The organism is Kitasatospora sp. Ki12, from assembly GCF_054601375.1.
Genome location: NZ_BAAIHT010000002.1, coordinates 991,700 through 1,016,763, shown reverse-complemented (window position 1 = coordinate 1,016,763; position 25,064 = coordinate 991,700). Strand labels below are relative to the sequence as shown.

The window sequence follows — 25,064 nt, the reverse complement described above, 5'->3', positions numbered from 1 at the left end:
GCGGATGTGCCTGGCGGTGCCCGGAAGGGTGACGGAGATCGGGGAGCGCGACGGGACCCGGATGGCGGTGATGGACTTCGGCGGGGTGGTCAAGGACGTGTGCCTGGAGTACCTGCCCGACCTGGCGGTGGGTGACTACGCGATCGTCCACGTGGGCTTCGCGTTGCAGCGGCTGGACGAGGAGTCGGCCCGCCGGACCCTCGCGCTGTTCGAGGAACTCGGCCTGCTCCAGGAGGAGTTCGGCGACCCGTGGGAAGCGGCGGGGCAGTGGGTCGGAGCGGAAGAGGCGACGGCAGCCGAGGAGGCCGGACGGTGAAGTACCTGGAGGAGTTCCGGAACCCGGAGCTGGCGGCGGGCCTGCTCGCGGACATCAGGGCGACGGTCACCCGGCCGTGGGCGCTGATGGAGGTGTGCGGCGGCCAGACGCACAGCATCATCCGCCACGCCATCGACCAACTCCTGCCCGAGGAGGTCGAGTTGATCCACGGCCCGGGGTGTCCGGTGTGCGTCACCCCGCTGGAGGTGATCGACCGGGCGCTGGCCATCGCCGCCCGGCCCGGGGTGGTCTTCTGCTCCTTCGGCGACATGCTGCGGGTGCCAGGCACCGACCGCGACCTGTTCCGGGTCCGGAGCGAGGGCGGCGACGTCCGGGTGGTCTACTCGCCGCTGGACGCGCTGAGGATCGCCCGGGAGAACCCGGACCGGGAGGTCGTCTTCTTCGGCATCGGCTTCGAGACCACCGCGCCGCCGAACGCGATGGCCGTCCACCTCGCCCGCGAGCAGGGCCTGCGGAACTTCAGCATGCTGGTCTCGCACGTCCGGGTGCCCCCGGCGATCGACGCGATCATGGCCTCGCCGGACTGCCGGGTCCAGGGCTTCCTCGCCGCCGGGCACGTGTGCAGCGTGATGGGCACCGAGGAGTACCCCGAGCTCGCCGAGCGCCACCGGGTGCCGATCGTCGTCACCGGCTTCGAACCGCTCGACATCCTGGAGGGGATCCGGCTCACCGTACGGCAGTTGGAGCGCGGGGAGCACACCGTCGAGAACGCCTACGAGCGAGCCGTCCGGCCGGAGGGCAACCCGGCGGCGCGTGCCATGCTGGAGGACGTCTTCGAGGTCGCCGACCGCGCCTGGCGGGGCATCGGCGTCATCCCGCGGAGCGGCTGGCGGCTCTCCTCGCGCTACCGGGACCACGACGCCGAGCACCGCTTCGACGTCACCGGGATCGCCACCCGCGAGCCCGCCGCCTGCCGCAGCGGCGAGGTGCTGCAAGGCCTGCTGAAGCCGCACCAGTGCGAGGCCTTCGGCACCGTCTGCACCCCGCGAACCCCGCTCGGCGCCACCATGGTCTCCAGCGAGGGGGCCTGCGCCGCGTACTACCTCTACCGGCGGCTGGGCACGCCGGCCGCCGCCCAGGAGGCGAGCCCCGTTGGCTGACACCGAGACCCTCACCCCCGCACCGGACCTCTCCGGCTGGAGCTGCCCGCTGCCGCTGCGCGACCACCCCCGGGTGGTGATGGGGCACGGCGGTGGCGGGGCGCTCTCCGCCGAACTGGTCGAGCACGTCTTCGCGCCGGCCTTCGGCGGACCGCTCCTCGCCGGGCTCGCCGACTCCGCCGTCCTGGAGCTCGGCGGGGCCCGGCTCGCCTTCTCCACCGACTCCTACGTGGTGCGGCCGCTGTTCTTCCCGGGCGGCAGCATCGGCGACCTCGCCGTCAACGGCACGGTCAACGACCTCGCGATGAGCGGGGCCCGGGCCGCGTACCTGTCCTGCGGGTTCATCCTGGAGGAGGGGGTGGAGACGGCCGTGGTCGACCGGGTGGCCAGGGCGCTCGGAGCCGCCGCCCGCGCCGCCGGGGTGGAGGTCGCCACCGGGGACACCAAGGTGGTCGAGGCCGGGCGCGGGGACGGGATCTACCTGAACACCGCCGGCATCGGGCTGGTCGCCCCCGGCGTCGACATCAGGCCGCAGCGGGCCGCCCCCGGCGACGTGGTGATCCTCAGCGGGCCGATCGGGCTGCACGGGGTCGCCATCATGAGCGTCCGGGAGGGCCTGGAGTTCGGGGTCGAGGTGCGCAGCGACTGCGCGGCGCTCGGCGGCCTGGTCGACGCCATGCTCGCCGTCACCCCCGACCTGCACGTGCTGCGCGACCCCACCCGGGGCGGGCTGGCGGCGGCGCTCAACGAGATCGCGACCGCCGCCGGGGTCGGCGTCAGGCTGACCGAGCGGGCCGTCCCCGTCCCGGAGGCGGTGGCCAACGCCTGCGCCCTGCTGGGCCTGGACCCGCTGTACGTCGCCAACGAGGGCAAGCTCGTCGCCTTCGTCCCGCGCCGGGAGGCGGAGGCGGTCCTCGCCGCCATGCGCGCCCACCCGCTGGGTGCGGAGGCGGTGGTGATCGGCGAGTGCGTCGAGGACCACCCCGGCATGGTCGTCGCCCGGACCGGCTTCGGCGGCACCCGGGTGGTGGACCTGCCGATGGGCGAGCAGCTGCCGCGGATCTGCTGACACCGCGGTTCTGCTGACGCCGCGTGAGTACCCGCCGCCCCGGGACCGGATCCCGGGGCGGCGGGCGCGTGTCACGGGCGGGCACGGTCAGGCGCCGGTCGCCGGGGCCGAGGTACGTCGTCACCGAGGGGTCGGCGTACGGCCGGCCGCGGCCCCGGATCACCTGGATTCCGGCAGGCCGGCGCCGGTCGGCGCTCCTCCGAAGGGGGTGAATCGGCGGGCGAACGAGTGTACGGCGCACGCGCCCCGCCGCCCTCCCGGCCCCGTCTCCGGACACTGTGACCACCTGTGTTCGTCCGGAAGGAGCCATCGGTGGAACCCGCAAGACCCCGACCACGACCGGTCCTGTTCAGAGGGGCACTCGGACGGCCGTTCGGTGCGGCCCTGGCGCTCTCCCTCGCCGTCGGCCCGGTTCTGGCGCCGGCGCACGCGTGGGCGGCCGAGAGCCCGTCGACGCCCGTGGTCCAGGGCGGCAGCGACCAGCCGCCGGACCGTTCGCCGCGCACCGTCCCGACCGGCCCCAGGAAGATCCGGCCGGCCGTCAGGGCGCCCGGCGTGTACGTCATCGACGTGGACGCGGCGGTCGGCGCCACCACCTTCGGGGAAGCCTCGGTCGCGGTGAACCCGAGCGACCCCAAGCAGATCGCGATCACCCGGTTCACCTTCCCGTGGAACGGCACCTCGGACCTGGTCTACTCCGCGGACGGCGGGATCAGCTGGAACGACGAGGTGGTCATCCCACCGCCCCCGGGAGTGGCGAGCACCGCGGGCGGACCGAACGACCAGACGATCGACTACGGCCGCAACGGCACCCTCTACGCCACCTTCCTCACCGGCGGGAACCAGATCGTCACCGGCTCGACCACCGACCCCACCAAGCTGGCGTCCTGGAGCTGGAACAACCCGACACCCACCACCACCCAGATCACCAGCGCCGCCGGCACCAACGCCGACCAGCCCTGGCTGATCGTCAACCAGGACACCACCACGCCGAGCCAGGACAACGTCTACGTCGGCTACCAGGACTTCCGCGCCGCCGTCCCGCACGACCACGTGGCCGTCTCCCTGAACAACGCCAGCCCGGTCGACATCACCCGGGACAACGCGGCCGGCACCGGAACGCTCAGCGGCGGCGTCATCAACGGCGGGCTCCGACTGGCGGCCGACCACCGCAACGGCGCCATGTACGCGCTCTACCAGCAGGGCGGCGGCACCACCCAGCCCGAGAACGTCACCCTGATGCTCAACCGCACCACCAACGCCGGGCAGAACTGGACCCTGGGTGGCAACGCCAACGGCATCGCCGTCACCACGGACAACACCCGCCAGGGCAACGCCGGTTACAAGTTCGGCGGCGTCAACTCCCTCCAGGGCGGCGTCGACCACGTCGCCGTCGACCCGACCAACGGCGACGTGTACGTGGCCTACGGCGCCGACGTCTCCGGCAACAACCAGATCAGGATCCGCCGGCTCACCGACAACGGCACGGGCGGCATGAACGTGGGCGGCGCCGTCAACGTCTCCGCCTCCACCAACGCGGCCCTGCCGTCGGTGGCCGTCCTCAACGACGGGACGGTCGGGGTCCTCTACCTGACCAACGACGGGACCAACGCGAGCGGCTTCCCCGAGTTCACGGCCCACCTCGCCCGCAGCACCGACCACGGCGCCACCTTCACCGACACCGTGCTGCAGTCGTACACCACCAAGGTCGGCACCGCGAGCAACCCCAACGAGCGGCTGTTCGGCGACTACCAGCAGCTCAAGGCCGTCGGCAACACCTTCTACGGCGCCTTCATCGGCAACCTCAACGGCCTGGGCCAGACCACCGCGCAGCCCACCGACACGATCTTCTTCAGCGTCCCGCAGTTCACCGAGTCGACCCTGTCCTCCCCGGCCAACCCCTCGCTGTACGGCCAGCCGGTGCACTTCACCGCGAAGGTCGCCCCCACCCCCGACGGCGGCACCGTCACCTTCACGGTCGACGGCACCCAGCTCGGCAGCCCGGTCCCCGTCGACACCACGACCGGCACGGCGACCTCCGCCGACATCGCCTCCCTCAGCCCCGGCCCGCACAACGTCGACGCCACCTACAGCGGCGACCCGAACTTCACGGGCGACACGGCGATGACCCTCGTCCAGAACGTCGAGAAGGCACCGGTCACCACGACCCTCACCCCCTCGGCGAACCCCGCGCCCTTCGGCCACCCGGTGACCTTCACCGACACGGTGTGCCCGGCGTTCCCCAGCACCGATCCGAGCCTGCCGCCCAGCGGCACGGTCACCTTCCGGGACGGCCCGACCCTGCTCGGCACCGGCACGCTGGCCCCCGGCGGCGGCACCCACTGTGCCCAGACCCAGGTGAGTTTCGCGAACCTGCTGCCGGGGAGCCACACCGTCACCGCCCAGTACAGCGGCGACGACAACTACCTGACCCCCGACCTGGAGTCGGTCACCGAGACCGTCAGCTGCACCAGGACCATCACCGGTGACGTCGGCGAGCTGTTCACCAGCGGCGACAGCACCTGCATCGTCGGCGCCACCGTCCACGGGGCCGTGCACGACGCCAAGGACGGTGCGCTGTACATCAGCGGCTCCACCGTGCACGGCGCCGTCCTCTTCTCCGGGGGCACCCTGTTCGGGATGTGCGGGAGCACCGTGACGGGCACGACCAACGTCCACGACGCCTCCGGCTTCGTGCTGGTCGGCGACCCGGGTGACGACGGCTGCGCCGGCAACCGGATCGGCGGCTCACTGCTGCTGGGCGACAACCACGGCGGCCTGGAGGTCGTCGCCAACCAGGTCGGCGGTTCCGTGCAGGTCCAAGGCACCACCGGCACCGGACCGTTCCCCGAGGACACCCGGACCGAGATCGAGGGCAACACCATCGGCGGCGCCCTCCTCTGCTCCGGCAACAACCCGGCGCCCACCAACGACGGGCACCCGAACACGGTGAGCGGGCAGCGGCTCGGGCAGTGTTCGAACCTGTAGTCCCCTGGTAGTCCCGCTGTCACCCCCATCGATCGTGAAGGGGCCCGCCCGTGCGGGCCCCTTCCGCGTGATCCGGATACGCTGGGCGGAGGAGCCCCCCCCGGGCCCGTCGGGCGCCCCGGGGCGGACCGGCGCGGCAGGTGCGGAGGTGCGTGATGCCGGAGGGTAGCGGGCTGTACGGGGCGTGCGGCGCCCCGGCGCACGGCGGCTGACCGGGGAGCGGCCGTGGGCACCGCGGACACCGAGGTCGACGTGGTGGTGACCGTACCCAACCAGGGCATCGGCCTGTGGATGGTCGGCGCCTTCGTGGTCACCTTCGTGGGCACCCGGGTGATCACCCGGCTGATCCGGGCCGGCCGCGGACCCTTCCGCAACGTCGAGGTCGGCGGCACCCATGTGCACCACCAGGTGTACGGCATCCTCGCGATGTTGGTGGCCGGGGCGATGGAGTTCGCCTACCGGCCGGACACCCCCGGCGTGCAGATCCTGGCCGCGCTGTTCGGCGCCGGCGCCGCGCTCACCCTGGACGAGTACGCGCTCTGGCTGCACCTGGAGGACGTCTACTGGTCCCAGGAGGGCCGCAAGTCCGTCGACGCGGCCTTCCTGGCGGTGGCGGTCGGCCTGCTGCTGGTCGCCGGGTTCAACCCGTTCTCCGACACCGGCCAGGGGCCCGCGGCCCACCTGGCCTTCGCCGTACTGCTGCTGGTCGACGTGGTGTTCGCCGTCGGGGCGATCCTCAAGGGCAAGACGGCGACCGGGGTGATCGGCCTGCTGGTGCCCCTGGTCGCGTTGATCGCCTGCCTGCGCCTGGCCAAACCCGACTCGCCGTGGGCCCGCTGGCGCTACCCGCCGGACTCCCGCCGGGCCGAGCGCGCGCTGCGCCGCTACCCGCCCGGCCGGCGGACCCGGATGGACGCCCTGAAGGACTTCGTCGGGGGCGTGCCGCACTAGTGCTGCTCCGCAGAAGTTCGTGTGGGGGTGTTGAGAGTCCGCCCTGCGGCCACGGCGCGCACGACAGGTGTGATGCGACGAATCACGGCTCGACGCGCGCTCCCGCCACGGTGCCCAGGTCGACCAGTTGCGCCCTGCCGTTGCCCACCGACCAGTTGTCGAGGGCGTTCTCGATGAGCGTGACGAACACGTCCTCGGGCCGCACGCCGACGTCGGTCAGGTTGGCTGTGATCCGCCGGTACAGGCCGAGCTTGAGCTCCCGAGGCCGACCCGCCACCAGGGTGATCTGGACGCAGACGATGTCTTGGCGGGCCACGTCGAGGTAGGTCGGGTCGAAGATCAGCTCTTCGGGATCGTGCGGGGTGACGATCTGGAAGCGGTCACCGGCCGGGATGCCGATGGCGTCGACGAGGGCCTGATGCACGCCGTCGGCGATGGCGCGTCGGATGGCGGGTGGCCGGGTAGCGGACAGGTCGATGCGGACCAGAGGCATGAGAACGCTCGCTTTCCGGAAGGCCCGGCTACAGTGTTCGATGAACATCGACCATATCAGTGTACGGTGCTCGTCGAACACTCTGCAGAGGATCGATCCATGTCCGCGCGCACCCGCAGCCTCACCCACGCCCATCCGACCGAGGTGTCGCTCCAGGACGCGCTCGACGCGGTCGGCGACCCCGTGCGACGCGCCATTCTCAGGGAGTTGGCCGGCGCCCCTGACTGGACCCGCGCCTGCGGCACGTTCGACCTTCCGGTGACCAAAGCGACGCGCAGCCACCACTTCGCCGTGCTGCGTGCCGCCGGCCTCATCGAGCAGCGCGACGAGGGACCACGCCGGCTCAACCGGCTCCGCCGCCCTGAATTCGACCGGCGGTTCCCCGGTCTCCTCGATCTGATCCTGGCCGAGCCCGCAACGGACCAGTGCGGTTCCGCGTAGGTTCACGTTGGGGTGTCGGGGCTGATCAGGTGACCGCAGATCGCGGCGGCCCGCCGCCAGAAGCCGGGCGTGTCACGGCGGGTGAGCCAGCCCGGTGCCCGGCGCGACTTGAGGTCCAAGTCGGCGAGGATGCGGGCGACTTGGGACGCGGAGATGGCGGCGAACTTCCGCGGAGCAGCACCGGGTGCCAGGCGTTCAGGCGAGGAAGTGGTGCAGGGAGTCCGCCATGGCCCGGACGAAGCCCTCCCGGGTCTCCTCGGGGACCAGGTCGAGGGACAGGTAGGGATTGAGGTCCTCCAGCTCGACCAGGAGCAGGCGCCCGTCCGGCGCCCGGCAGGCGTCCACCCGCTGGATCCCGTGGTCGAGCGTGTTCCAGGCGATGAACCGCCGGGCGAACGCGAGGTCGTCCCCGCTCGGCTCGTACGGCTCCAGCACCCAGCGCGCGGCCGGATCGGGGGCGTGCAGGGCGTACTGGAAGGCGTCGTCCACGAAGTAGAACGAGACCTCGTACCGGAAGTCGATCCGCGGCTGGACCAGCACCCCGCCCCACTCCAGGCCGGCCAGCTCCGCACGGGTGAGGAAGCGCAGGCCAATGCTGTCGGCGCCCTCCTCGGGCTTGACCGCGAACCGGTCGGCGGCGGGCAGCAGGTGGAGGTCCTGCGGCCGGTCGACGGTCGGGATGACCGGGTGGCCGGCCGCGGTCAGATCCAGCAGGTACCGCTTGCCGGCCATGTCACCGCGCCCGGTCAGCGGGTTGTAGACCCGGACGCCCTCGGCCAGGGTCCGGTCGCGGAAGCGCGCGTACTCCTCACGGTAGTGCAGCACCGGCCCGCTGTTGCGCACCACGACCCCGTCGAAGCGGGCCATCAGGGCGGCGGCGTCGAGCGGGTGGCACAGGGCCAGGTCGAACCACTCCCGCAGCCGGGAGGTGAGGAAGACGTCCTCGTCGCCGTACCGGCGCCCGCGGGCCGGGTAGGCCAGGTCGGTCACGTACAGCAGACTGCGGCGGTCGGGCACGGGAGCTCCCTCGGTGGGTCGTGGGGAGCGATGCTACCGACCGGGTGCGGCGCGGCCCCGGGGCCGGGGACCCGGGGCCGCGTCGCGATCAGCCGAAGGCTCAGTCCTGGAAGGTCCGTTCGTCCAGCAGGTCCAGGTTGCGGAACACCGGCGGCCCGTCGCACAGCGCCGCGACCTGGGCGGCGAACTCCGCGGTCTCCGGGCGGTCGGAGTTCGCCATCGCCACCTCGTACGAGGGGAACTCCACGATGTTCAGGTACACGTTGTCGCCGTCGCGGTCACGGGTCTGCAGGGCCCGGCTCGCCAGCCGGTTCCCGGCGTTCTTCTCGACCCAGCTGTCGAGCAGGGCGTTGAACTCGTCGATGCGACTCGTCCGGTACTCGATGATCTGGATGAACCTCACGGTGCCGACCTCCTCGGTTCGGGGCGCGCAGCCGGCTGCTCCCTCCAGGGTCGCCCCGGCGGTCACGCCCTGCCACCGAGGCCGGGGTCTCAGCCGGCGCGGCGGGACTGGGCGAGTAGCCACGCCTAGACCTCGGGGTCGTCGTACGTACGCGTCCAGGAGTCGTGGCCGACCCCCGGGGGAGCGGGTGAAGCGCACCGAGCCGCCCAGTTCGCGCAGCGCCTCGACCAGGCGCTCGGTGTGCCCGACCGGGATGACCTCGTCGTCCTCGCCGTGGAAGGTCCACACCGGCAGGGCCGCGAGGCGCGGCGCGGAATCCCGCCACCCCTGGCCGGCGGACGCCCCCGCCTCCCCCCCCGGGCCGGGCCCGCCGGGAGCGCGGAGCGGATGCGCGCTGCTGCGTCGGAGTGCAGGGTGGACGGGTACGGCGCGGCCACCGGCGGACTGCCCGGGGAGCCGAAGACCACCCAAGGAGGCGCCATGCCGACCAGGAAGATCCTCGGCCGGGCCCTGGCCCTGACCGCCCTCGCCGCCCTGCCGGCCGCCGTGCTCACGGCGCCCTCGCCCGCGGCGGCCACCGTGGCCGCGGCCCCGCAGGCCGGGGCGGCCGCTGCCGCGCCGGTCTCCTTCGTCGACCTGCCCGCCACCCCGCTGCCGTCCGACCACGCGGCGCACCGGATCGTCGTCACCTACCGCAACCCCACGGCGGCGGACCAGACCATCGCCCCGCAGGTCCTCCTCGTCTCGCCGGACCGGGGGCCCTTCCTCGCCCCGGCGGACGTCAAGCTGGAGATCCTGACCGGCGGCCACTGGAAGACGGTGCCGCTCGGCAGCCAGACCGGCACCCTCTACACCGACCTCGGCCAGGCGAAGCTGGTCCTCCACAGCCACCACACGCTCACCCAGTACTACCGGCTCACCGTGGTGAAGGCCGCCGCCGGAACCGTGCAGCCCCGGGTGGCGCTCTACGGCTGACCGTGGGCCTCGGGCGGGGGTGTGGTCACCAGTTGCGGCGGTCGGCTGGGGTGCCGTGGCCGGTGCGGAGGTGGCGGATGAGGGTGCGGCGGAGTTCGCGGTCGTGGTCGGTGAAGGCCGCTGCGGGAACCGTCCAGCCCCGGGTGGCGCTTTACGGCTGACCGTGGGCCTCGGGCGGGGGTGTGGTCACCAGTTGCGGCGGTCGGCCGGGGTGCCGTGGCCGGTGCGGAGGTGGCGGATGAGGGTGCGGCGGAGTTCGCGGTCGTGGTCGGTCTCCACCGGGAGGTCGAGCTGGACGATGTCGACGCCCGCCGAGCGGAGCAGCCCGATGCGGGCGGCGACGGTGGCGGGGGAGCCCGCGTAGGCGGCGGTGAGGGAGCGGCGGACGTAGGCGGCCACCTGTTCCTCGCCCTGGGCCGGGTCGGAGCTGCCGCGCTCGCGGTCCCGGTCGAGCTGGACGGCCTCCCGCCAGCGGCCCCCCGCACCGCCGGCGGTGAGCCGCAGGGCCTCCCGGCGCAGCCGGCGGACCCGCTCGCGGGCGTCCTCGTCGGAGTCGGCGAGGACGACGGTGAGGTGCCGCCAGATCCGCAGGGTGCGGCCGTGGGCGGCGGCCGCGGCCCGGGCCTGGGCGATCCGCCGACGGGTGTCGGGCAGCGGCAGCGGGCTGACGGCGTACACCTCGGCGTAGCGGGCCGCGAGGTCGAGGCCCTGCGGGGACGAGCCGCCGAAGGAGAGCAGCTCGCCGCCCGGTCTGGGGTGCAGGCCGGGGCGGGCGGCGGCCACGGTGTAGAACTCGCCCTTGTGGTCGATGTCCTGGTCGGCGGTCAGGTAGCGGGTGAACAGGTCGAGGTACTCCTCGGCCCGGCGGTAGCGCTCCGCCTTGTCGAGGTGGTCGCCGTCGCGGGCGGTGTCGCGGTCGCTGGAGCCGATGATCACGTGGGCTGCCGCCCGTCCGCCGGAGAGGCGGTCCAGGGTCGCGAGCGAGCGGGCGGCGACGGTCGGCGCGGTGGTGCCGACCCGGTGGGCCACGGCGATCCGCAGCCGGCTGGTGGCGGCCAGCGCCCAGGAGGCCACCAGCCAGGGGTCGGGCCAGGAACTGGACTGCACCACCAGGGCGCTGTCCAGCCCGTCCTCCTCGTTCTCGCGGGCGGTGCGGGCGACGTACGCGGGGTCGGCGGTGCGGTCGCGGGCGTCGGGGGCCCAGCGCAGGGCCTGGCGCTCCTGCGGGGTGTCGCCGGGCACGGGGGCGGCGCGGACACCGCCGCGGATCTCCAGGGGCACGGCATCTCCTCGGGTGTCGCAGGGTGGCGGAGGGTGTCGGAGGAACTTGGAGGATCTCGGAGGGCGCGGTCAGCGGGCGGCCGGGCCGAGCCGGGCCAGGGTGTCGAGCAGCTTGGCCCGGCTGACGAACACCTCGGGCGGCAGCGACACGTACAGCTGGACGGTGGTGACGCCGGGGCGGTGGTAGGCGAGGATGCGCTCCCGGCACTCCTCGGGGGAGCCGCTGACGAACAGCCCGTCGACGACCTCGTCCGGCAGGGCCTTCTGGGCGCCCTCCGGATCCCCCTCGGCCCACAGCCGGTGCGTCTCGGCGAGCAACTCGCCGTGGCCCAGCCACTCGTGGAACTTCCGGTACGGCTCGCGGTTGAGGATCCAGGCCAGGAAGGGCCGGGTGGCGCGGTGGGCGTAGTCGGTGTCCTCGGTGGGGCAGACGAAGACCTTGACCACCAGCTCCTTGCCGGGCGGCTGCGGGCCGACGGTCTCCAGGATCTTCGGCACGTCGTGCGGGAACAGCAGGTTGGTGATGGCGCCGTCCCCCTCGGTGAAGCCGAGCCGGAGCATGTTGGGGCGCAGCGCGCCCAGGATCACCTTGACCGGGTCGGCCGGCGGGTGCGGCAGCCGGTAGCCGGTGATGTCGAAGGTGTCGAACCCGCCCGTGACGTACTCGCCGCGCAGCGCCCGGGTGACGAAGCGCAGCACGTCCCGGGTCCGCTTGAACGGCTCGTCGAAGGGGATGCCGTTGATGTCGGTGACGTGCGCGGGGACGGAGGCGCCGATGCCCAGCAGGAGGCGGCCGGGGGCGAGTTGGGCGAGGGTGGCGGCGGTCTGGGCGAGCACTGCGGGGCCGCGGGTGTGCACCGGGACGATGCCGGTGCCGATCCGCAGTGACGGGGACCAGGCGGCGGTGGCGGCCAGCGGGGTGAAGGCGTCGGTGCCGCCGCCCTCGGCGCTCCAGACGTCGGTGTAGCCGAGGTCGGGCAGGCGCTCGACCAGGAAGCGGTGCCGGTCGATGGTCAGCCCGGGCAGGGGCAGGGTGATGCCCCACTTGGGCGGCTCGGTCTCGGCGGGGTGGTGCGGGGGGTGCGGGGTGGTCATCGGGCGGGTGTCCGTTCTGGAGGGCTCGGGGCGGGGGCGGTGGGCGCTGTTCAGCGGACCCGGACGGTGGTCAGGTCGAGGAACCAGGACTGCGGCTGGACCAGCCCGTGCACCTTCGGCGAAAGGGCGCGCGGGTTGCGGTCGTTGACGACGAACAGCCAGGGCGCGTCCTGGGTGACGAGCGTGAGGGCCTTGCGGTAGCCGGCCTGCCGGGCGGCCTGGTCGGCGTCGGCGGCCGAGCCGGCGAGCAACTCGTCGACCTGCGGGTTCGCGTAGTGGCCGGTCCAGAACGGGCTCTTGGAGCCGATGAACAGCGGCAGCAGCGCCTCGGACTGGAACAGCGTGGTGGACTGGGCGACGGCGTCGGAGCCGAGCGCCACCTGGCCCTTGGCCTCGGCGCCGATCAGGGTGGTCCAGTCGGTGGTGCGCAGTTCGACCTTGATGCCGACGGCGGCGAGGTCCCGCTGGAGGGCCTCGGCGATCGGCACCGGCAGCAGGTTGCCGCTGCCGCCGGTGGGCACCGTGACGGAGGTGGCGAAGCCGTTCGGGACGCCGGCCTCGGCGAGCAACTGCCGTGCCTTGGCCGGGTCGTAGGAGTAGACGTCCCCGGCGGGGTCGTAGGCGGCGGTGGCGCGCGGCGCGGCCTGGAAGGCGGGGTCCGCGGTGCCGTGCAGCAGCTTGTCGGCGATGGCCTTGCGGTCGATCGCGTAGTTGGCGGCCCTGCGCACCCGCGGATCGTTCCAGGGGGCCTTGGAGGTGTCCAGGATCCAGTACCAGAGGTGGTCGTAGCTGTTGGTGGCGAGGGTGACGCCGTCGGCCTTGAGGCTGTCGATGTCGTCCGGGTTCGGGTACTCGATCCAGTTCACGCCGCCGGAGCGCAGGGCCGCGGTGCGGGCGGCGGCGTCCGGCAGCGCCTTGACCACCAGCCGGTCCAGCTTGGGGGCGCCGCGCCAGTAGTCCTTGTTGGCGGCGAGTTCGATCTGCTGGCCCTCGGTCTGCGAGACGAAGCTGAACGGCCCGGTGCCGACGGGGTGTTGGGCGAAGTTCGCCGAACCGGTCTTCCGGACGGCGGTGGGGCTGGCGATCAGGACGTGTGCCAGGTCCTCCGGGAAGTGCCCGTTGGGCTCCTTGGTGACCAGTTCGACGTGGTCGGCGTCGGTCGTGCGGTAGGAGGCGATGTCGCCCGCGTACTCGGCGGCGGCGGCGCCGAGGGCGTCGGTGTACTCGGGGCTGCCCTTGTCGAGGTAGCGCGCCAGGTTGAAGACCACCGCGTCGGCGTCGAAGGGGGTGCCGTCCTGGAATTTCACGCCCTTGCGGAGGGTGAAGGTCCAGGTCCTGCGGTCGGCGGCGACCTGCCAGTCGGTGGCGAGCGCGCCGGTGACGACCGGCGGCTTGTCGGTGCCCTGGAGCAACTCGTAACGGGTGAGGCCCTCGTAGAGCTGGAAGGAGACCAGGCGCTTGCCCTCGAAGCCCGCGCCGCCGATCACGGTGTCGGTGTTGGGGAGCTTGCCGGTGGCGCCGATCACCAGTGTCCCGCCGCGGCCGTCGCCGCCGCCCGCCCCCGTGGTGCCGCCTGAGCCGGCGCAGCCGGCGGCCGCGGCGAGCAGGACGGCGGCGGCCGGCAGGGCGACGGCTCTGGAGCGGGTACGGGCGGTGCGCGTCATGGTGATTCCTCTGTGGTTCGGTCGTACGGGGTGCGGTGCGGGAGAGGTGCTAGTTCGCGGGCGGGGCGGCGCCGGTGGCGGCGTCCAGCAGTGCCCGGGTGTACGGGTGTTCGGGGGAGTCCCAGAGGCGGTCGGCGGGGCCCTCCTCGACGACCCGGCCGTGCCGCAGCACCAGCACCCGGTCGGCGAGCCGGCGGACCACGGCGAGGTCGTGGGAGATGAACAGGTAGGCCAGGCCGGTGCGTTCGCGCAGTTCGGTGAGCAGGTCGAGCAGCCTGGCCTGTACCGCGCGGTCCAGGGCGGAGGTCGGCTCGTCGCAGACCAGCAGGGACGGCCGGGTGGCCAGGGCCCGGGCCACCGCCACCCGCTGCAGCTGCCCGCCGGACAGCTCACGCGGGTAGCGGGCGGCGAGCGCGGGCTCCAGCCCGACCCGCTCGAACAGCCCGGCGACGGCCGCTGCCCGCTCGGCGCGCGGGGTGCCGTGCAGCCGCAGGGCGAAGGCGACCGCCTCCCCGGCCCGCAGGCTCGGGTTGAGCGAGCCGCGCGGGTGCTGCGGGACGAACTGCAGCCGGCCCCGCAGCGCGCGGTCGGCCCGGCCGCGCAGCCGGTACGGGTCCCGCCCGGCGAAGCGGACGGTGCCGGTGTCGGGGGCGAGCAGCCCGAGGGCGAGGCGGGCCAGGGTCGACTTCCCGGAGCCGGACTCGCCGACCAGGCCGACGGTCTCGCCGGGCGCGACGGCGAGGCTGACGCCGTCCAGGGCGGGGCGGCCGCGGTAGCGCTTGCCGACGGACTCCAGGGTGAGCAGCGGGGGCTCGGCGTCGTGGAGCGGGCTCGGGGCGTCGTGACGCGGGTTCGCGGCGTCGTGGGCGGTGCTCATCGGCGGGCTCCCGGTTCGGCGGCCACCAGGGCGGCGGTGAAGGCGTGTTCGGGCTCGCCGAGCACCCGCTCGGCCGGGCCGCGCTCGACCACCCGGCCGGCCCGCATGACCGCGACCGTGCCGCCGATCCGGCGGGCCACCGCGAGGTCGTGGGTGACCAGCAGCAGCGCGATGCCGCAGTCGGCGCGCAGGGTGGCGAAGAGGTCCAGGATCCGGCCGCGCACCAGGGCGTCCAGCGCGGTGGTCGGCTCGTCGGCGATCAGCAGCTCCGGGCCGCAGCAGATCGCCAGGGCGATCGCGGCACGCTGGCGCAGACCGCCGGACAGCTCGTGCGGGTACGCCCGGGCGACCCGCTCCGGATCCGGGACACCGGCGGTGGCGAGCAGCCCGGGCACGGCGGCACGGGCGGCCCGGCGGCCGTCGGCGACGCCGTGCCGGCGCAGCACCTCGGCGAGCTGCGGGCCGATCCGGCGCAGCGGGTCGAGCGAGGCGCTCGGGTCCTGCGGGACGTAGCCGACGCGGCGGCCGCGGACGTCCGAGAGCGCGCGCTCGTCCAGCGCCCGCAGGTCCGTCCCGGCGAGCCGGACGCCGCCGGTCACGGTGGCGCCGCGCCCGGGCAGCCCGAGCACCGTCCGGGCGACGGTGGTCTTGCCGCTGCCGGACTCGCCGAGCAGCACCAGGGCGCCGCCGGCCCGCAAAGCGAGGGAGACCCCGTCCACGGCCCGGACACCGCCCGGGTACTCGACGCCCAGGTCGTCGACCTCCAGCAGCGCGCTCACCGGCTCACCTGCTTCGGCGCCCGGGCCGCCCGGGCCGGTACGGGCCGCGGCAGCTGCGCGGCGGCGTCGCCGACCCGGGTGCGCAGCGCCTCGCCGAGGGTGTTGAACACGACCGAGACGGCGAGGATCACCAGCGCCGGCAGCACCGCCACCCAGGGGTGGGTGAGCAGCGCGGGCCGCAGCTCGTCCAGCATCGCGCCCCACTCGGCGGTCGGCGGGGCCACCCCGAGCCCGAGGAAGGACAACCCGGCGGCGTACACGACGGCCAGGCCCACCAGCGAGGAGGCGTACACCAGGACCACCGGCGCCACCACGGGGGCGACCTGGCGCAGCACCAGCGCGCCCCAGTCCGCGCCGCTGACCCGGGCGGCCTCCAGGTACTCGGCGGTGCGGATCCGCCGGGTCTCGGTGAACGCGACCCGGGCGACCGCAGGGGTGAGCACCACCGACAGCGCCAGCACGGTCGCGCCCAGGCCGGGGGTGAGCAGCGAGGCGATCGCGATCGCCAGCAGCACCCCGGGGAAGGCGTAGAGCACGTCCAGCGCGCGCAGCAGGGCCTGTTCGGTGAACCGGCCGCCGAGCCCGGCCGCGATGCCGAGCAGCGTGCCGGCGACGGTGGCGACGGTGACCGGCACCAGCCCGCCGGTGAGCGAGGCGCGCCCGGCCCAGAGCAGCCGGCTCAGCAGGTCGCGGCCCTGGCCGTCGGTGCCCAGCGGGTGGCCGGGGCTGCCGGGGTCGAGCAGCCGGTCCGCGAGCCGTCCGGCGGCCGGGTCGTACGGGGCGAGCAGCGGCGCGGCGAGGGCGAGCAGGACGAGCAGCACGGCGAGGGCGCCGGGGACGACCAGGCCGAGGTTCCGTCGGGCGAGGAGGCGTGCGGCCATGTCAGACCCTCACCCGTGGGTCGATCGCCGCGTGCGCCGCGTCCACCAGGATGTTGACGCCGACGAAGGCGACCGCCACCACCAGCACCCCGCCCTGCACCAGCGGCAGGTCGCGGGCGGTCAGCGCGTCGTACAGCAGCCGGCCGACGCCGGGCCAGGCGAACAGGGTCTCCACGAAGACCACCCCCTCCAGCAGGTAGGCGAGTTGCAGCCCGCCGATGGTCAGCAGCGCGGGCGAGGCGTTGTGCACGCAGTGCCGCAGCACGGCCGCCGGGCGCAGACCCCGGGCGCGCAGCGAGTCGGCCAGCTCACCGGCCAGGACGGTGCCCAGCGCGGCCCGGAACACCCGGGCGGTGAGCCCGAGCGGCACCAGCGCCGCCGCGACCGCCGGCAGGACCAGGTGCCGGGCCAGATCGGCCGGACCGCCGGGCCCGAAGGCGTCGTTCGTCCCGCCCGCCGGGAGCCAGCGCAGCCCGACCGCGAACACGGCGATCAGCAGCAGGGCCACCGAGTACTGCGGGGCGGACACCGCGAGGGTGGACAGCGCGCCGGAGATCCGCCCGCCGGGGCCGCGCGGGCGCAGCGCGCCGAGCGCGCCGAGCGCCACCCCGCCCAGCAGCACCAGCAGGAACGCGGCCGCGGTCAGGGTGAGCGTCTGGCCGAGCGCCGGCAGCAGCAGGTCGGCGACCGGGCGCTGGCCCGCGACGGAGGTGCCGAGGTCGCCGGTGAGCGCGTGGCCGAGCCAGTCGACGTAGCGGACGGGCAACGGCTCGTCCAGACCGAGCCGTTCGGTGAGCTCCCGGCGGGCCTCGGGCGGTGCGCCCGGGCCGAGGAAGGCGGCCACCGGGTCACCGGGGACGAGCGCCACGGTCGCGAAGACGACGGCGGTGACGCCGAACAGCGTGGGGACGGCCAGCAGGAGGCGGCGCAACAGGAACCGGGTCACCCGCCGGCCCTCCGGGGCGGGGCGCCGGGCGGGCCGGCGGCGGGCCGGTGGGGCGGGGCGGGCATGGCGCTGCTGCTCCTTCGATCAAGGGGGCCGGGGAAGTCGGGCGTGGCGGGCCGTCATCAGGGCCTCGTGGCCGGGTGTTCGGCACGGGAACGACGGGCGTCCGGAACGCGGGCGGCGGCCGTCACCGGGCGTCAGGGGGGCACCGCCGTGACGGCCAGGGCCGCTTGGAGCAGCGTTGCGGACGGACGGCCCGGACAGCCAGGCAGCTCCTGATGCTGTTACTTCAGGTCACAGCATCAGCGGTGGCCGCAGCGCCGCTGCCCGGGGCACCGGGACCCGGTCCTTTCCTTGACCCGCACAAGGAACCGGACCTACGCTCCCCACATGGCTATTCGGCGGACCGACTTCACCTTGGTCGGGATCGGCGGCTCGTGGCACCGCAGGTGCTTCGACGAGCTGTGTCGACCGCGCGTGACGCGCTGACCGCCCCGGTCCACAGCCGCCGCGGTCGGCGCACCCTCCTCACCCGGATCCACGCCCGACGCCCGTCCGCGTCGTCGGCCGATCCCCGTCGCGGCGCGCAGCGTCGCAGGACGCCCCGCACCTCGCGTCGAAGGCCGTGCCGAACCCCGGTTCGCACGGCCCGTCGCACAGCGAGTCGCACTCCGCGTCCACGGGGCCGACCAGCCACCAGCTAGGGGGACCGCAAAGCCATGCCCGACCACAGACGTCCTGCCTCCGCTCCCGGAGGCGCCCGATGGCAGCAGTGAGCACCTTCGCCGCCCCGGCCGGCCCGCGCGGCCGCCGGCTCCCCGCCCGCCGCGGCGCCTGCGGCGGCACCGGCCCGGTCAGCGGCCCGGGCACCGGCCCCAGGGACTCCTCCGCCGGGGACTCCTCCGCCGGGCCGGTCGCCGGGCTGCACGCCGAGATCGACAACCCGCTCGACCTGATCGCCGGTCACCAGCTGCTGGCCGAACCGGCCCAGCCCGTCCCGGCCCGGGCCACCGGCGGCTGCGACTGCGGCCACCCGATGTGCGTGGACGGGCCGCGCGACCGCACCGGACTCGCCCGGGTGTTCCTGGTCGAACGGAACTCGGTGACCAGCGCCGGACTGCGCAGCGTGCTGGCCACAGCGCCCGGACTGACGGTGGTCGGCTCCACCGGCGACCCGCTGCGCGCCGTCGCCGCCGTGCACCGGGTCGCCCCCGACGTCGTCCTGCTCGGCCGCGGCGCGAGCCTGGAGGAGGACCTGGCGGCCGTGGTGGCGCTGCGCGGACCGGACGGCGCGCCCGACGCCCGGGTCCTGCTGCTGCGCCGCGCCGAGTCCACCGCCGAGGCGAGCCGGATGCTGCTCGCCGGGGCCAGCGGGTGCTTCCCGCTCGACCTGGCCGGGGAGCGGATCATCGGCGCCGTCCAACTCGTCGCGGCCGGCGGGTCGGTGTTCCTGCCGGCCCCGCCGCCCGCCCGGACCCACGCGGTGGCCCCCGCACGCCACCTCGGCGAGCTGCCACCGCAGCAGGCCGGGCTGACCGAGCGCGAGCGGGAGGTGCTGGTCAAGCTCGGGCAGGGGCTGAGCAACGCCGAGATCGGGCGTGAACTCGCCCTGGCCGAAGCCACCGTGAAGAAGCACCTGACCCAGGCGATGCGGAAGATCGGGCAGCCCGACCGGCTGCGCGCCGCGCTGTACGCCCACCGGCACGGGCTCGCCGGGTAGGTCCTCCGTCCGTCCACCGCCCGAGGGCGGGTCCCGCCGGTGTGCGGGGCCCGCCCTTCGTCGTGCCCTGGCCCGTTCCTCGTCGTGCCCGGGGCGCGTCCCCGGTGCCGCGCGGGGCGACCTTCGGAGCATGCCCACGGCGACGATCGGCGCCCTGACCGGCGCCTTTCGGGGCTACCGGGGTGCACGGACCGCTTCGTAGCGTGGCGGGAACGACGACGACACGACGGTCCGAAGGATCGTTCAGCCGAAGGGAGATGGCCCGATGGGGGGTGTGTCCGACGGGACCGGCGCTCCGACCGGCAGTCCGACCGGTGCCGGTGCCGGTGCCGGTGCTGGGACCAGTGCCGGGGCCGGTGCCGGTGGCCGGCCGGGTGGCGAGACCGGCCCGCGCACGGCGGTGCTGGCCGCCGCCACGAGCCGACCGGGCCCCGGCGTGGAGCAGCCGAGGTCCCCGTACCGCGCGATGTCGGACGCCGAGCGGTCCGCGCTCTGGCGGCAGCGGCTGCACGAGGCCGAGGCCGGGCTGACCCGGTACCTGGTGTCCCGGGGCGACGAACTGCACCTCACCGACTGGTTCGTCCTGCAGTCCGAGCTCTTCGCCGACCTGCCCGTGCCGGACGCCCCGGCCGTCGAGTGGCAGCGGGTGTTCTTCCGCGACCAGGCGCTGATGGAACGCTTCCTCGTCCTGCGCTACGGCGAGGAGGTGCTGGGGGAGTGGGCCCGGTCCAACGCCGAGGTGCACCGCGAGGTCGAGCCCGACCACGGCCGGGGTGCCGCCGACCCGATCCACCGGATCGCCCGGCAGGCCGAACTGTACGGCTCGGACTACGAGTTCGACGACGATGCGGCACCCGGCCCCGAGCACGCCGCGCTCACCATCACGCACTGCGCGATCTGGGACTACCGGGAGAAGGCCCGGCGCTCGGGCGTCCGGCTGACCCTCGCCTCGCCCTGCACCTACTGCACCGAGGCGCTGTCCGCCAACATCCGCGCCAAGGGCTACCGGCCCGCGCACCGGCTCACTCACGGCCCGACCGGCCACGGCTGCCGCTGGGAGTCCACGGCCGGGCCCGGGCCCGTCGACGTCACCATCGCGCGGCCTGCGGAGCCCGCCGCGCCGCCCGCCGCGCCCACCGCCACCGACGAACCCGGGGAGTCCTGAGATGTGCGGAATCACCGGCTGGATCGACTGGGACACCGACCTGCTCCACCAGGCCCGGACCGTCCGGGAGATGACCGCCACCCTCGCCTGCCGCGGCCCGGACGCCGACGGCGTCTGGCTGTCCCGGCACGCCGCCCTCGGCCACCGCCGGCTCTCCGTCATCGACCTCGACGGAGGCGTCCAGCCGCTCGCCGACCGCCCCGGACCTGAGGCCGGGGCCGTCCTCGCCTACAACGGCGAGCTGTACAACCACCGCGAGCTGCGCGCCGAACTGGAGGCCCTCGGCCACGCCTTCCGCACCCGCTCGGACACCGAGGTGGTGCTGCGCGCCCACCTCCAGTGGGGCAGGGAGGCGCCGGCCAGGTTCAACGGCATCTTCGCCTACGCCCTGTGGGACGCCCGGCGCGAGGAGCTGCTGCTGGTCCGGGACCACCTCGGCATCAAGCCGCTCCACTGGCACGCCCACCGCAGCGGCGTGCTGTTCGGCTCCGAGCCGAAGGCGGTGCTCGCCAACCCGCTGTTCCGCCCCGAACTCGACGCCGAGGGCATCGCCGAGCTGTTCGCCCTGCCCGCCGCGCCCAGCGCCGGCCACGGCGTCTTCCGCGGCCTGCACGAGGTCCGGCCCGGCCACCTGGTGGTCGTCGCCCGCGCCGCCACCCGGGAACTCCGGTACTGGCGGCTGGAGTCCGCCGAGCACCGGGACGACGCCGCGACCACCCGGCGCACCGTCCGGGAGCTGCTCGCCGACGCCGTCGAACGGCAGCTGATCAGCGACGTGCCGCTGTGCACCCTGCTCTCCGGCGGCGTCGACTCCAGCGCCGTCACCGCCCTGGCCGCCGCCGCCCGCGAACGCGCCGGCCAGGGGAAGATCGCCAGCTTCTCCGTCGACTTCCCCGGCAGCGCCGACCGCACCCCCGACGCCTGGCGGACCACCCGCGACGCCCCGTACGTGGCGGCCGCCGCCGACCACATCGGCACCCTGCACACCACCGTCCTGGTGCCCGACGACGACCTGCTGGACGCCCGCGACACCGTCCTGCGCGCCCGCGACCGCCCCGGCTGGGGCGAGATGGACGCCTCGCTGCACCTGCTCTTCCGCGAGGTGCGGCGGCGCTCCACCGTCGCGCTCTCCGGTGAGGCCGCGGACGAGATCTTCGGCGGCTACCCCTACTTCCACGACGCCGCCGCGCTCGCCGCCCCGACCTTCCCGTGGCTGCACGGCAAGGCCACCCCGGCGGACCTGCTGCGCCCGGACGTCCGGGCCGAGGTGCGCCCGGAGGAGTACGCCGCCGACGCCTACCGGCGCTCGCTCGCCGAAGTGCCGCGACTGGCCGGGGAGTCGGCCGCCGAGGCGCGTACCCGCGAGGTCTTCCACCTCGCGCTCACCCGCTGGCTGCCCCCGCTGCTGGACCGGGTGGACCGGGTGTCGATGTCGGTCGGCCTGGAGGTACGGGTGCCGTTCTGCGACCACCGCCTGGTGGAATACCTGTGGAACGTGCCCTGGGCGCTCAAGGCGCCGGAGGGACGGTCCAAGGGGCTGCTGCGCGACGCCGTCCGCGACCTGCTCCCGCCGCAGGTCACCGACCGGCCCAAGAGCGGCTACCCGTCCACCCCGGCCGTCCGCTACACCGAGGTGCTCACGGCCCGGGCGCGGGAGCTGCTGGCCGACCCGAACGCGCCGGTCTTCGACCTGGTGGACCGCGAGACGGTCCGCCGGCTGCTCGCCGAGGGCCGCCCGCTGCCCAGCCCGCGCACCGCGCCGAACCCGGTCGGCGGCCTCGACCACCTGGTCCAGGTCGACGAGTGGCTGCGCGCCTACCGGGTGGGGCTGCGATGAGCGGCACCGCGCCGGCCGTGCGGGACGCGCAGGTCACCGACCAGGACTTCCGGGCCGCCTCCCGCGGCTGGACCAGCGGGGTCGCGGTGGTCACCACCCGGGCGGGCGAGGAGGTCTTCGCCAAGACCGTCTCCTCCTTCAGCACCCTCTCCCTCGACCCGCTGCTGGTCACCGTCGCGATCGGCCGGCACAGTCCGCTGGTGGCCGCCGTGCGGACCTCCGGACGGTTCGGGCTCTCCGTACTGACGGACCGTCAGGAATCCGTCGCCCGGCGGTTCGCCGCCCCCGGGGCGGGGCGTGCCCTCGGCGGCTTCACCGCCGTGCCGACCAGGACCGCCGCCACCGGAGCCCCGCTGGTCGAATCCGCCCTGGCCTGGTTCGACTGCCGGCTGCACGCCGACCTGCCCGGCGGTGACCACACCATCCTGGTCGGCCGGGTCGCCGCCGCGGCCCGCGGCACCGGCGCACCCCTCCTCTACCACGACGGCCAGTACCGGGTACTGGCCCCGACCTCCTTGAACACCAACGGAGTTGGCGCATGACACTGCTGGACACCGTCACCGGTCGCGGCGCGCCCGCCACCGCCCGAGGCCTGCTCACCGGCGACCGCTACCGGTCCGAACTCGACGACGGGCGCGAGCTGTACCTCGACGGCAAGCGGATCGCGAACCCCGCCGAACACCCCGCTTTCCGCCCGGCCGTCGACGAACTCGCCCGCCTGCTCGACCTCCAGCACGACCCCGACCACCGCGAACTGCTCACCTGGAAGGACCCGGACAGCGGCCTGCGGCTGGCCCGCGCCTACCAGCCCCCGCGCACCCTCGAAGACCTCCGGCTCCAGCGCCGCAGCGCCGAGTTCTGGCACGCCGAGGCACTCGGACAACAGGGCCGCTCACCCGCCTTCATGGCCTCCATCGCCGTCGGCGTCCACGACTTCCGCAACCGGCTGGCCGCCGCCGACCCGCGCTTCGGCGCCAACGCCGAAGCCTGGTACCGGTACTGCGCCACCAACGACCTCGTCCTCTCGCACGCTCTCGGCGACCCGCAGATCGACCGCTCCGCCGACCCGGTCGACGACCCCGACCTCGCCCTGCGCGTCGTCGAGGAGAACGACAAGGGCATCGTGGTGCGCGGCGCCAAGCAGCTCACCACCCTCGCCCCGCTCGCCCACGAGGTCCTCGTCTACCTCTCCGCCTCCTTCACCGAGGGCCGCGGCGAGCAGTTCGTCAGCTGGTTCGCCCTGCCGCTCAACACCCCCGGCCTGATCACCCTCGCCCGCGAACCGCTCGGCAGCGCCTCCTGGGGCCACGCCCACCCGCTCGGCGCACGGTACGACGAGCAGGACGCGATGCTCTTCTTCGACGACGTCCTGGTGCCCTGGGACCGCGTCTTCCTGCTCCGCGACGCCGGCCTCGCCCGGCTCGGCCTCGGCCGGATCAACGCCTGGAGCGCCTACGTCGGCCACATCCGCTACCGCGAGCGGCTGCGCACCCTGCTCGCCACCGCCACCCTCGTCGCCGAGTCCATCGGCGTGGACGGCTTCCGCAACATCCAGGAGGACCTCGGCCGGCTCGCCGGCTACGCCGAACTGACCGAGTACTTCCTGGACGCCGCCGAGGCCCGCGGCGGTGTCACCGACGGCGGCCTGTTCGCCCCCGGCGACACCGCCGCCTCCCGGGTCTGGTCCGCCGAAGTGGCCGGCAGCGCCGTCGAGATCGTCCGCCGTATCGGCGCCTCCGGACTGCTCATCCAGCCCACCGCCGACGACCTCGCCCACCCGCGGCTCCGCCCCCACCTGGACCGCTACATGCGCGGCCGCGGCATCGACGCCGAGCGCAAGTCCCGGCTGTTCCGGATCGCCTGGGAGCTCACCGGCGACGGCTTCGGCCAGCGCCAGGACCTCTACGAGTACGTCCACCGGGGCGACCTGACCCGCAACCGGATCAACGTCTTCAAGCGGTACGACCAGAGCGAGGCCCGCGAGCGGCTGCTGCGGCTGGTCGACCGGCCCACCGGCACCACTGGTATCACGGGCACTACCGGAACCACCGGCACCACTGGAACCACCGGCACCGCCGGCATCGAGGAGGAGCAGTCGTGAGCACGTCCGCCGTCGAGATCCAGGCCCGTACCCTCGCCGGGTACGCCGACGCCAGCCGGCTGCGCCAGGTCCAGGACCGCGACTGGGTGCTCGACCAGGTCACCGACGCCCCCGAGTCCCTGATCGACCTCGGCAGCGGGATCGGCCAGCTGCTCCAGGAGGCCCTGGAACGCTTCCCCGGTCTGCGGCGCGCCGTCGGCCTGGAACGCTCCGAACACCGCATCGCCGAGGCCGCCGAGCGGCTGCGGCCGTACGGCGAGCGGGTCGCCCTGCACCGGGCCGACCTCACCGCGCCCGAACCGCTGCCCTTCCGGGCCGAGCTGATCACCCAGACCTCGGTGCTGCACTGGCTGTACCCGGACGAGGAGCGGATCTTCGCCTGGGCCGCCGCCCACCTCGCCCCCGGCGGCAGGTTCCTGCTCACCACCTACCACCCGGCCCGGGACGAGCACGGCCTCGGCGGCGAGGACGAACTGGTCCGGGACGCCCTGGTGGCCCTCGGCACCCCGTACGAGGAGGTGCCCGGCGTGTTCGCGCGCGGCGGGGTACTGCCGATCGCCACCCGCACCAGGACCGTCGAGGACCTGACGGCCGTCATCGGCCCGCACCTGAGGGTGGCAGGCCACCTGGAGCGCGACGCCGTCGTCACGGTCGACAGCGCGGCCCAGTACGAGCACTTCCACGCCGCCACCTTCGGCGACTACTACAGCCGCCTGGTGCCCGAGGAGCGGCGGGCCGCGTTCTTCCGGGCCGTCGGCGAGAGCGCCTGGCGCCGCCGGCGCGAGCGCGGGCACGTCAGCCACATGCCGGTCCGGCTCTGGACGTTGACCGCCCGGTAGCCGGCCAAGCCGGCCTTCCGTTAACAGCGTGTGTAGCCCGCCGCTCATCCCTGGGAGGAGCGGCGGGCTTACGCCTACGCTGGGCTCGTCCGCACCGCTCACCAC

General features: G+C 74.4%; 23 protein-coding genes. 13 read left to right on the top strand and 10 right to left on the bottom strand.

Features of this window, described 5'->3' with window-relative positions; translation table 11 throughout:
* Positions 1-4: 4 nt before the first annotated feature.
* The 5 genes from ACYP53_RS22120 (at position 5) to ACYP53_RS22100 (ending at position 6,445) form a co-directional block, all read left to right on the top strand.
* Positions 5-316: a HypC/HybG/HupF family hydrogenase formation chaperone gene (locus tag ACYP53_RS22120; RefSeq protein ID WP_189921644.1), complete on the top strand. Its 312-nt coding sequence runs from the start codon at positions 5-7 to the stop codon at positions 314-316.
* Positions 313-1,437, top strand: a complete 1,125-nt coding sequence (hypD, locus tag ACYP53_RS22115) for a hydrogenase formation protein HypD (protein ID WP_459648665.1) — start codon at positions 313-315, stop codon at positions 1,435-1,437. The genes ACYP53_RS22120 and hypD overlap by 4 nt, the downstream gene beginning before the upstream one ends.
* Positions 1,430-2,506 (top strand): hydrogenase expression/formation protein HypE, encoded by a 1,077-nt coding sequence (gene hypE / locus ACYP53_RS22110; protein WP_459648664.1) that lies wholly within the window; start codon positions 1,430-1,432, stop codon positions 2,504-2,506. The genes hypD and hypE overlap by 8 nt, the downstream gene beginning before the upstream one ends.
* Before the next feature lie 312 nt (positions 2,507-2,818).
* Positions 2,819-5,494, top strand: a complete 2,676-nt coding sequence (locus tag ACYP53_RS22105) for an Ig-like domain repeat protein (protein ID WP_459648663.1) — start codon at positions 2,819-2,821, stop codon at positions 5,492-5,494.
* A 225-nt stretch (positions 5,495-5,719) separates the two neighbouring features.
* Positions 5,720-6,445, top strand: a complete 726-nt coding sequence (locus tag ACYP53_RS22100) for a hypothetical protein (RefSeq protein WP_229928971.1) — start codon at positions 5,720-5,722, stop codon at positions 6,443-6,445.
* A gap of 82 nt (positions 6,446-6,527) precedes the next feature.
* Here ACYP53_RS22100 and ACYP53_RS22095 read toward each other — a convergent pair whose 3' ends face one another.
* A complete protein-coding gene (locus ACYP53_RS22095; protein ID WP_459648662.1) occupies positions 6,528-6,986 on the bottom strand; it encodes a tautomerase family protein in 459 nt (152 codons plus the stop codon).
* Positions 6,987-7,037: 51 nt separating this feature from the next.
* On the opposite strand from ACYP53_RS22095, the gene ACYP53_RS22090 reads away from it, so the two are divergent.
* Positions 7,038-7,379, top strand: a complete 342-nt coding sequence (locus ACYP53_RS22090) for an ArsR/SmtB family transcription factor (RefSeq protein ID WP_189921638.1) — start codon at positions 7,038-7,040, stop codon at positions 7,377-7,379.
* A gap of 195 nt (positions 7,380-7,574) precedes the next feature.
* Here the strand turns inward: ACYP53_RS22090 and ACYP53_RS22085 are convergent, their stop codons facing one another.
* Together ACYP53_RS22085 and ACYP53_RS22080 are read right to left on the bottom strand one after the other, a co-directional pair.
* Positions 7,575-8,396: an ATP-grasp domain-containing protein gene (locus tag ACYP53_RS22085; RefSeq protein WP_459648661.1), complete on the bottom strand. Its 822-nt coding sequence runs from the start codon at positions 8,394-8,396 to the stop codon at positions 7,575-7,577.
* 100 nt (positions 8,397-8,496) lie between these two features.
* Positions 8,497-8,799: a hypothetical protein gene (locus tag ACYP53_RS22080; protein ID WP_459648660.1), complete on the bottom strand. Its 303-nt coding sequence runs from the start codon at positions 8,797-8,799 to the stop codon at positions 8,497-8,499.
* Positions 8,800-9,279: 480 nt separating this feature from the next.
* On the opposite strand from ACYP53_RS22080, the gene ACYP53_RS22075 reads away from it, so the two are divergent.
* Positions 9,280-9,774 (top strand): signal peptide protein, encoded by a 495-nt coding sequence (locus ACYP53_RS22075; protein WP_459648659.1) that lies wholly within the window; start codon positions 9,280-9,282, stop codon positions 9,772-9,774.
* Between the two features lie 186 nt (positions 9,775-9,960).
* Here ACYP53_RS22075 and ACYP53_RS22070 read toward each other — a convergent pair whose 3' ends face one another.
* From ACYP53_RS22070 to ACYP53_RS22040, 7 genes are all read right to left on the bottom strand, one after another.
* Positions 9,961-11,055 carry an LLM class flavin-dependent oxidoreductase gene (locus ACYP53_RS22070; RefSeq protein WP_459648658.1) on the bottom strand — a complete coding sequence of 365 codons (1,095 nt, stop codon included), beginning with the start codon at positions 11,053-11,055 and terminating at the stop codon, positions 9,961-9,963.
* A gap of 69 nt (positions 11,056-11,124) precedes the next feature.
* Entirely contained in the window at positions 11,125-12,150 is a 1,026-nt protein-coding gene (locus ACYP53_RS22065; protein ID WP_189921632.1) for an LLM class F420-dependent oxidoreductase, read from the bottom strand.
* A 50-nt stretch (positions 12,151-12,200) separates the two neighbouring features.
* Positions 12,201-13,814 carry an ABC transporter substrate-binding protein gene (locus ACYP53_RS22060; RefSeq protein ID WP_189921630.1) on the bottom strand — a complete coding sequence of 538 codons (1,614 nt, stop codon included), beginning with the start codon at positions 13,812-13,814 and terminating at the stop codon, positions 12,201-12,203.
* A gap of 49 nt (positions 13,815-13,863) precedes the next feature.
* Positions 13,864-14,691, bottom strand: a complete 828-nt coding sequence (locus ACYP53_RS22055; RefSeq protein WP_459648657.1) for an ABC transporter ATP-binding protein — start codon at positions 14,689-14,691, stop codon at positions 13,864-13,866.
* Entirely contained in the window at positions 14,688-15,470 is a 783-nt protein-coding gene (locus ACYP53_RS22050) for an ABC transporter ATP-binding protein (RefSeq protein WP_229928967.1), read from the bottom strand. The genes ACYP53_RS22055 and ACYP53_RS22050 overlap by 4 nt, the downstream gene beginning before the upstream one ends.
* Positions 15,467-16,351, bottom strand: coding sequence for an ABC transporter permease (locus ACYP53_RS22045; protein ID WP_459648656.1), 885 nt, complete (start codon positions 16,349-16,351; stop codon positions 15,467-15,469). The genes ACYP53_RS22050 and ACYP53_RS22045 overlap by 4 nt, the downstream gene beginning before the upstream one ends.
* Before the next feature lies 1 nt (position 16,352).
* Positions 16,353-17,297 carry an ABC transporter permease gene (locus tag ACYP53_RS22040; RefSeq protein WP_459648655.1) on the bottom strand — a complete coding sequence of 315 codons (945 nt, stop codon included), beginning with the start codon at positions 17,295-17,297 and terminating at the stop codon, positions 16,353-16,355.
* Between the two features lie 763 nt (positions 17,298-18,060).
* Here ACYP53_RS22040 and ACYP53_RS22035 point away from each other — a divergent pair.
* The 6 genes from ACYP53_RS22035 to ACYP53_RS22010 all read left to right on the top strand — a co-directional run bounded on the left by ACYP53_RS22035 (position 18,061) and on the right by ACYP53_RS22010 (position 24,959).
* Entirely contained in the window at positions 18,061-19,017 is a 957-nt protein-coding gene (locus ACYP53_RS22035; protein WP_459648654.1) for a LuxR C-terminal-related transcriptional regulator, read from the top strand.
* Between the two features lie 436 nt (positions 19,018-19,453).
* The gene (locus ACYP53_RS22030) at positions 19,454-20,182 is read left to right on the top strand and encodes a hypothetical protein (RefSeq protein WP_459648653.1); all 729 of its coding nucleotides are present in this window, start codon (positions 19,454-19,456) and stop codon (positions 20,180-20,182) included.
* A 1-nt stretch (position 20,183) separates the two neighbouring features.
* On the top strand, positions 20,184-22,019 hold the full coding sequence (gene asnB, locus ACYP53_RS22025) for an asparagine synthase (glutamine-hydrolyzing) (protein ID WP_459648652.1): 1,836 nt from the start codon (positions 20,184-20,186) through the stop codon (positions 22,017-22,019).
* On the top strand, positions 22,016-22,561 hold the full coding sequence (locus ACYP53_RS22020) for a flavin reductase family protein (protein WP_189921618.1): 546 nt from the start codon (positions 22,016-22,018) through the stop codon (positions 22,559-22,561). Before asnB ends, ACYP53_RS22020 begins: the two co-directional genes overlap by 4 nt.
* Positions 22,558-24,120 (top strand): 4-hydroxyphenylacetate 3-hydroxylase family protein, encoded by a 1,563-nt coding sequence (locus tag ACYP53_RS22015; protein WP_459648651.1) that lies wholly within the window; start codon positions 22,558-22,560, stop codon positions 24,118-24,120. The genes ACYP53_RS22020 and ACYP53_RS22015 overlap by 4 nt, the downstream gene beginning before the upstream one ends.
* A complete protein-coding gene (locus ACYP53_RS22010; protein ID WP_459648650.1) occupies positions 24,117-24,959 on the top strand; it encodes a class I SAM-dependent methyltransferase in 843 nt (280 codons plus the stop codon). Before ACYP53_RS22015 ends, ACYP53_RS22010 begins: the two co-directional genes overlap by 4 nt.
* Positions 24,960-25,064 lie beyond the last annotated feature (105 nt).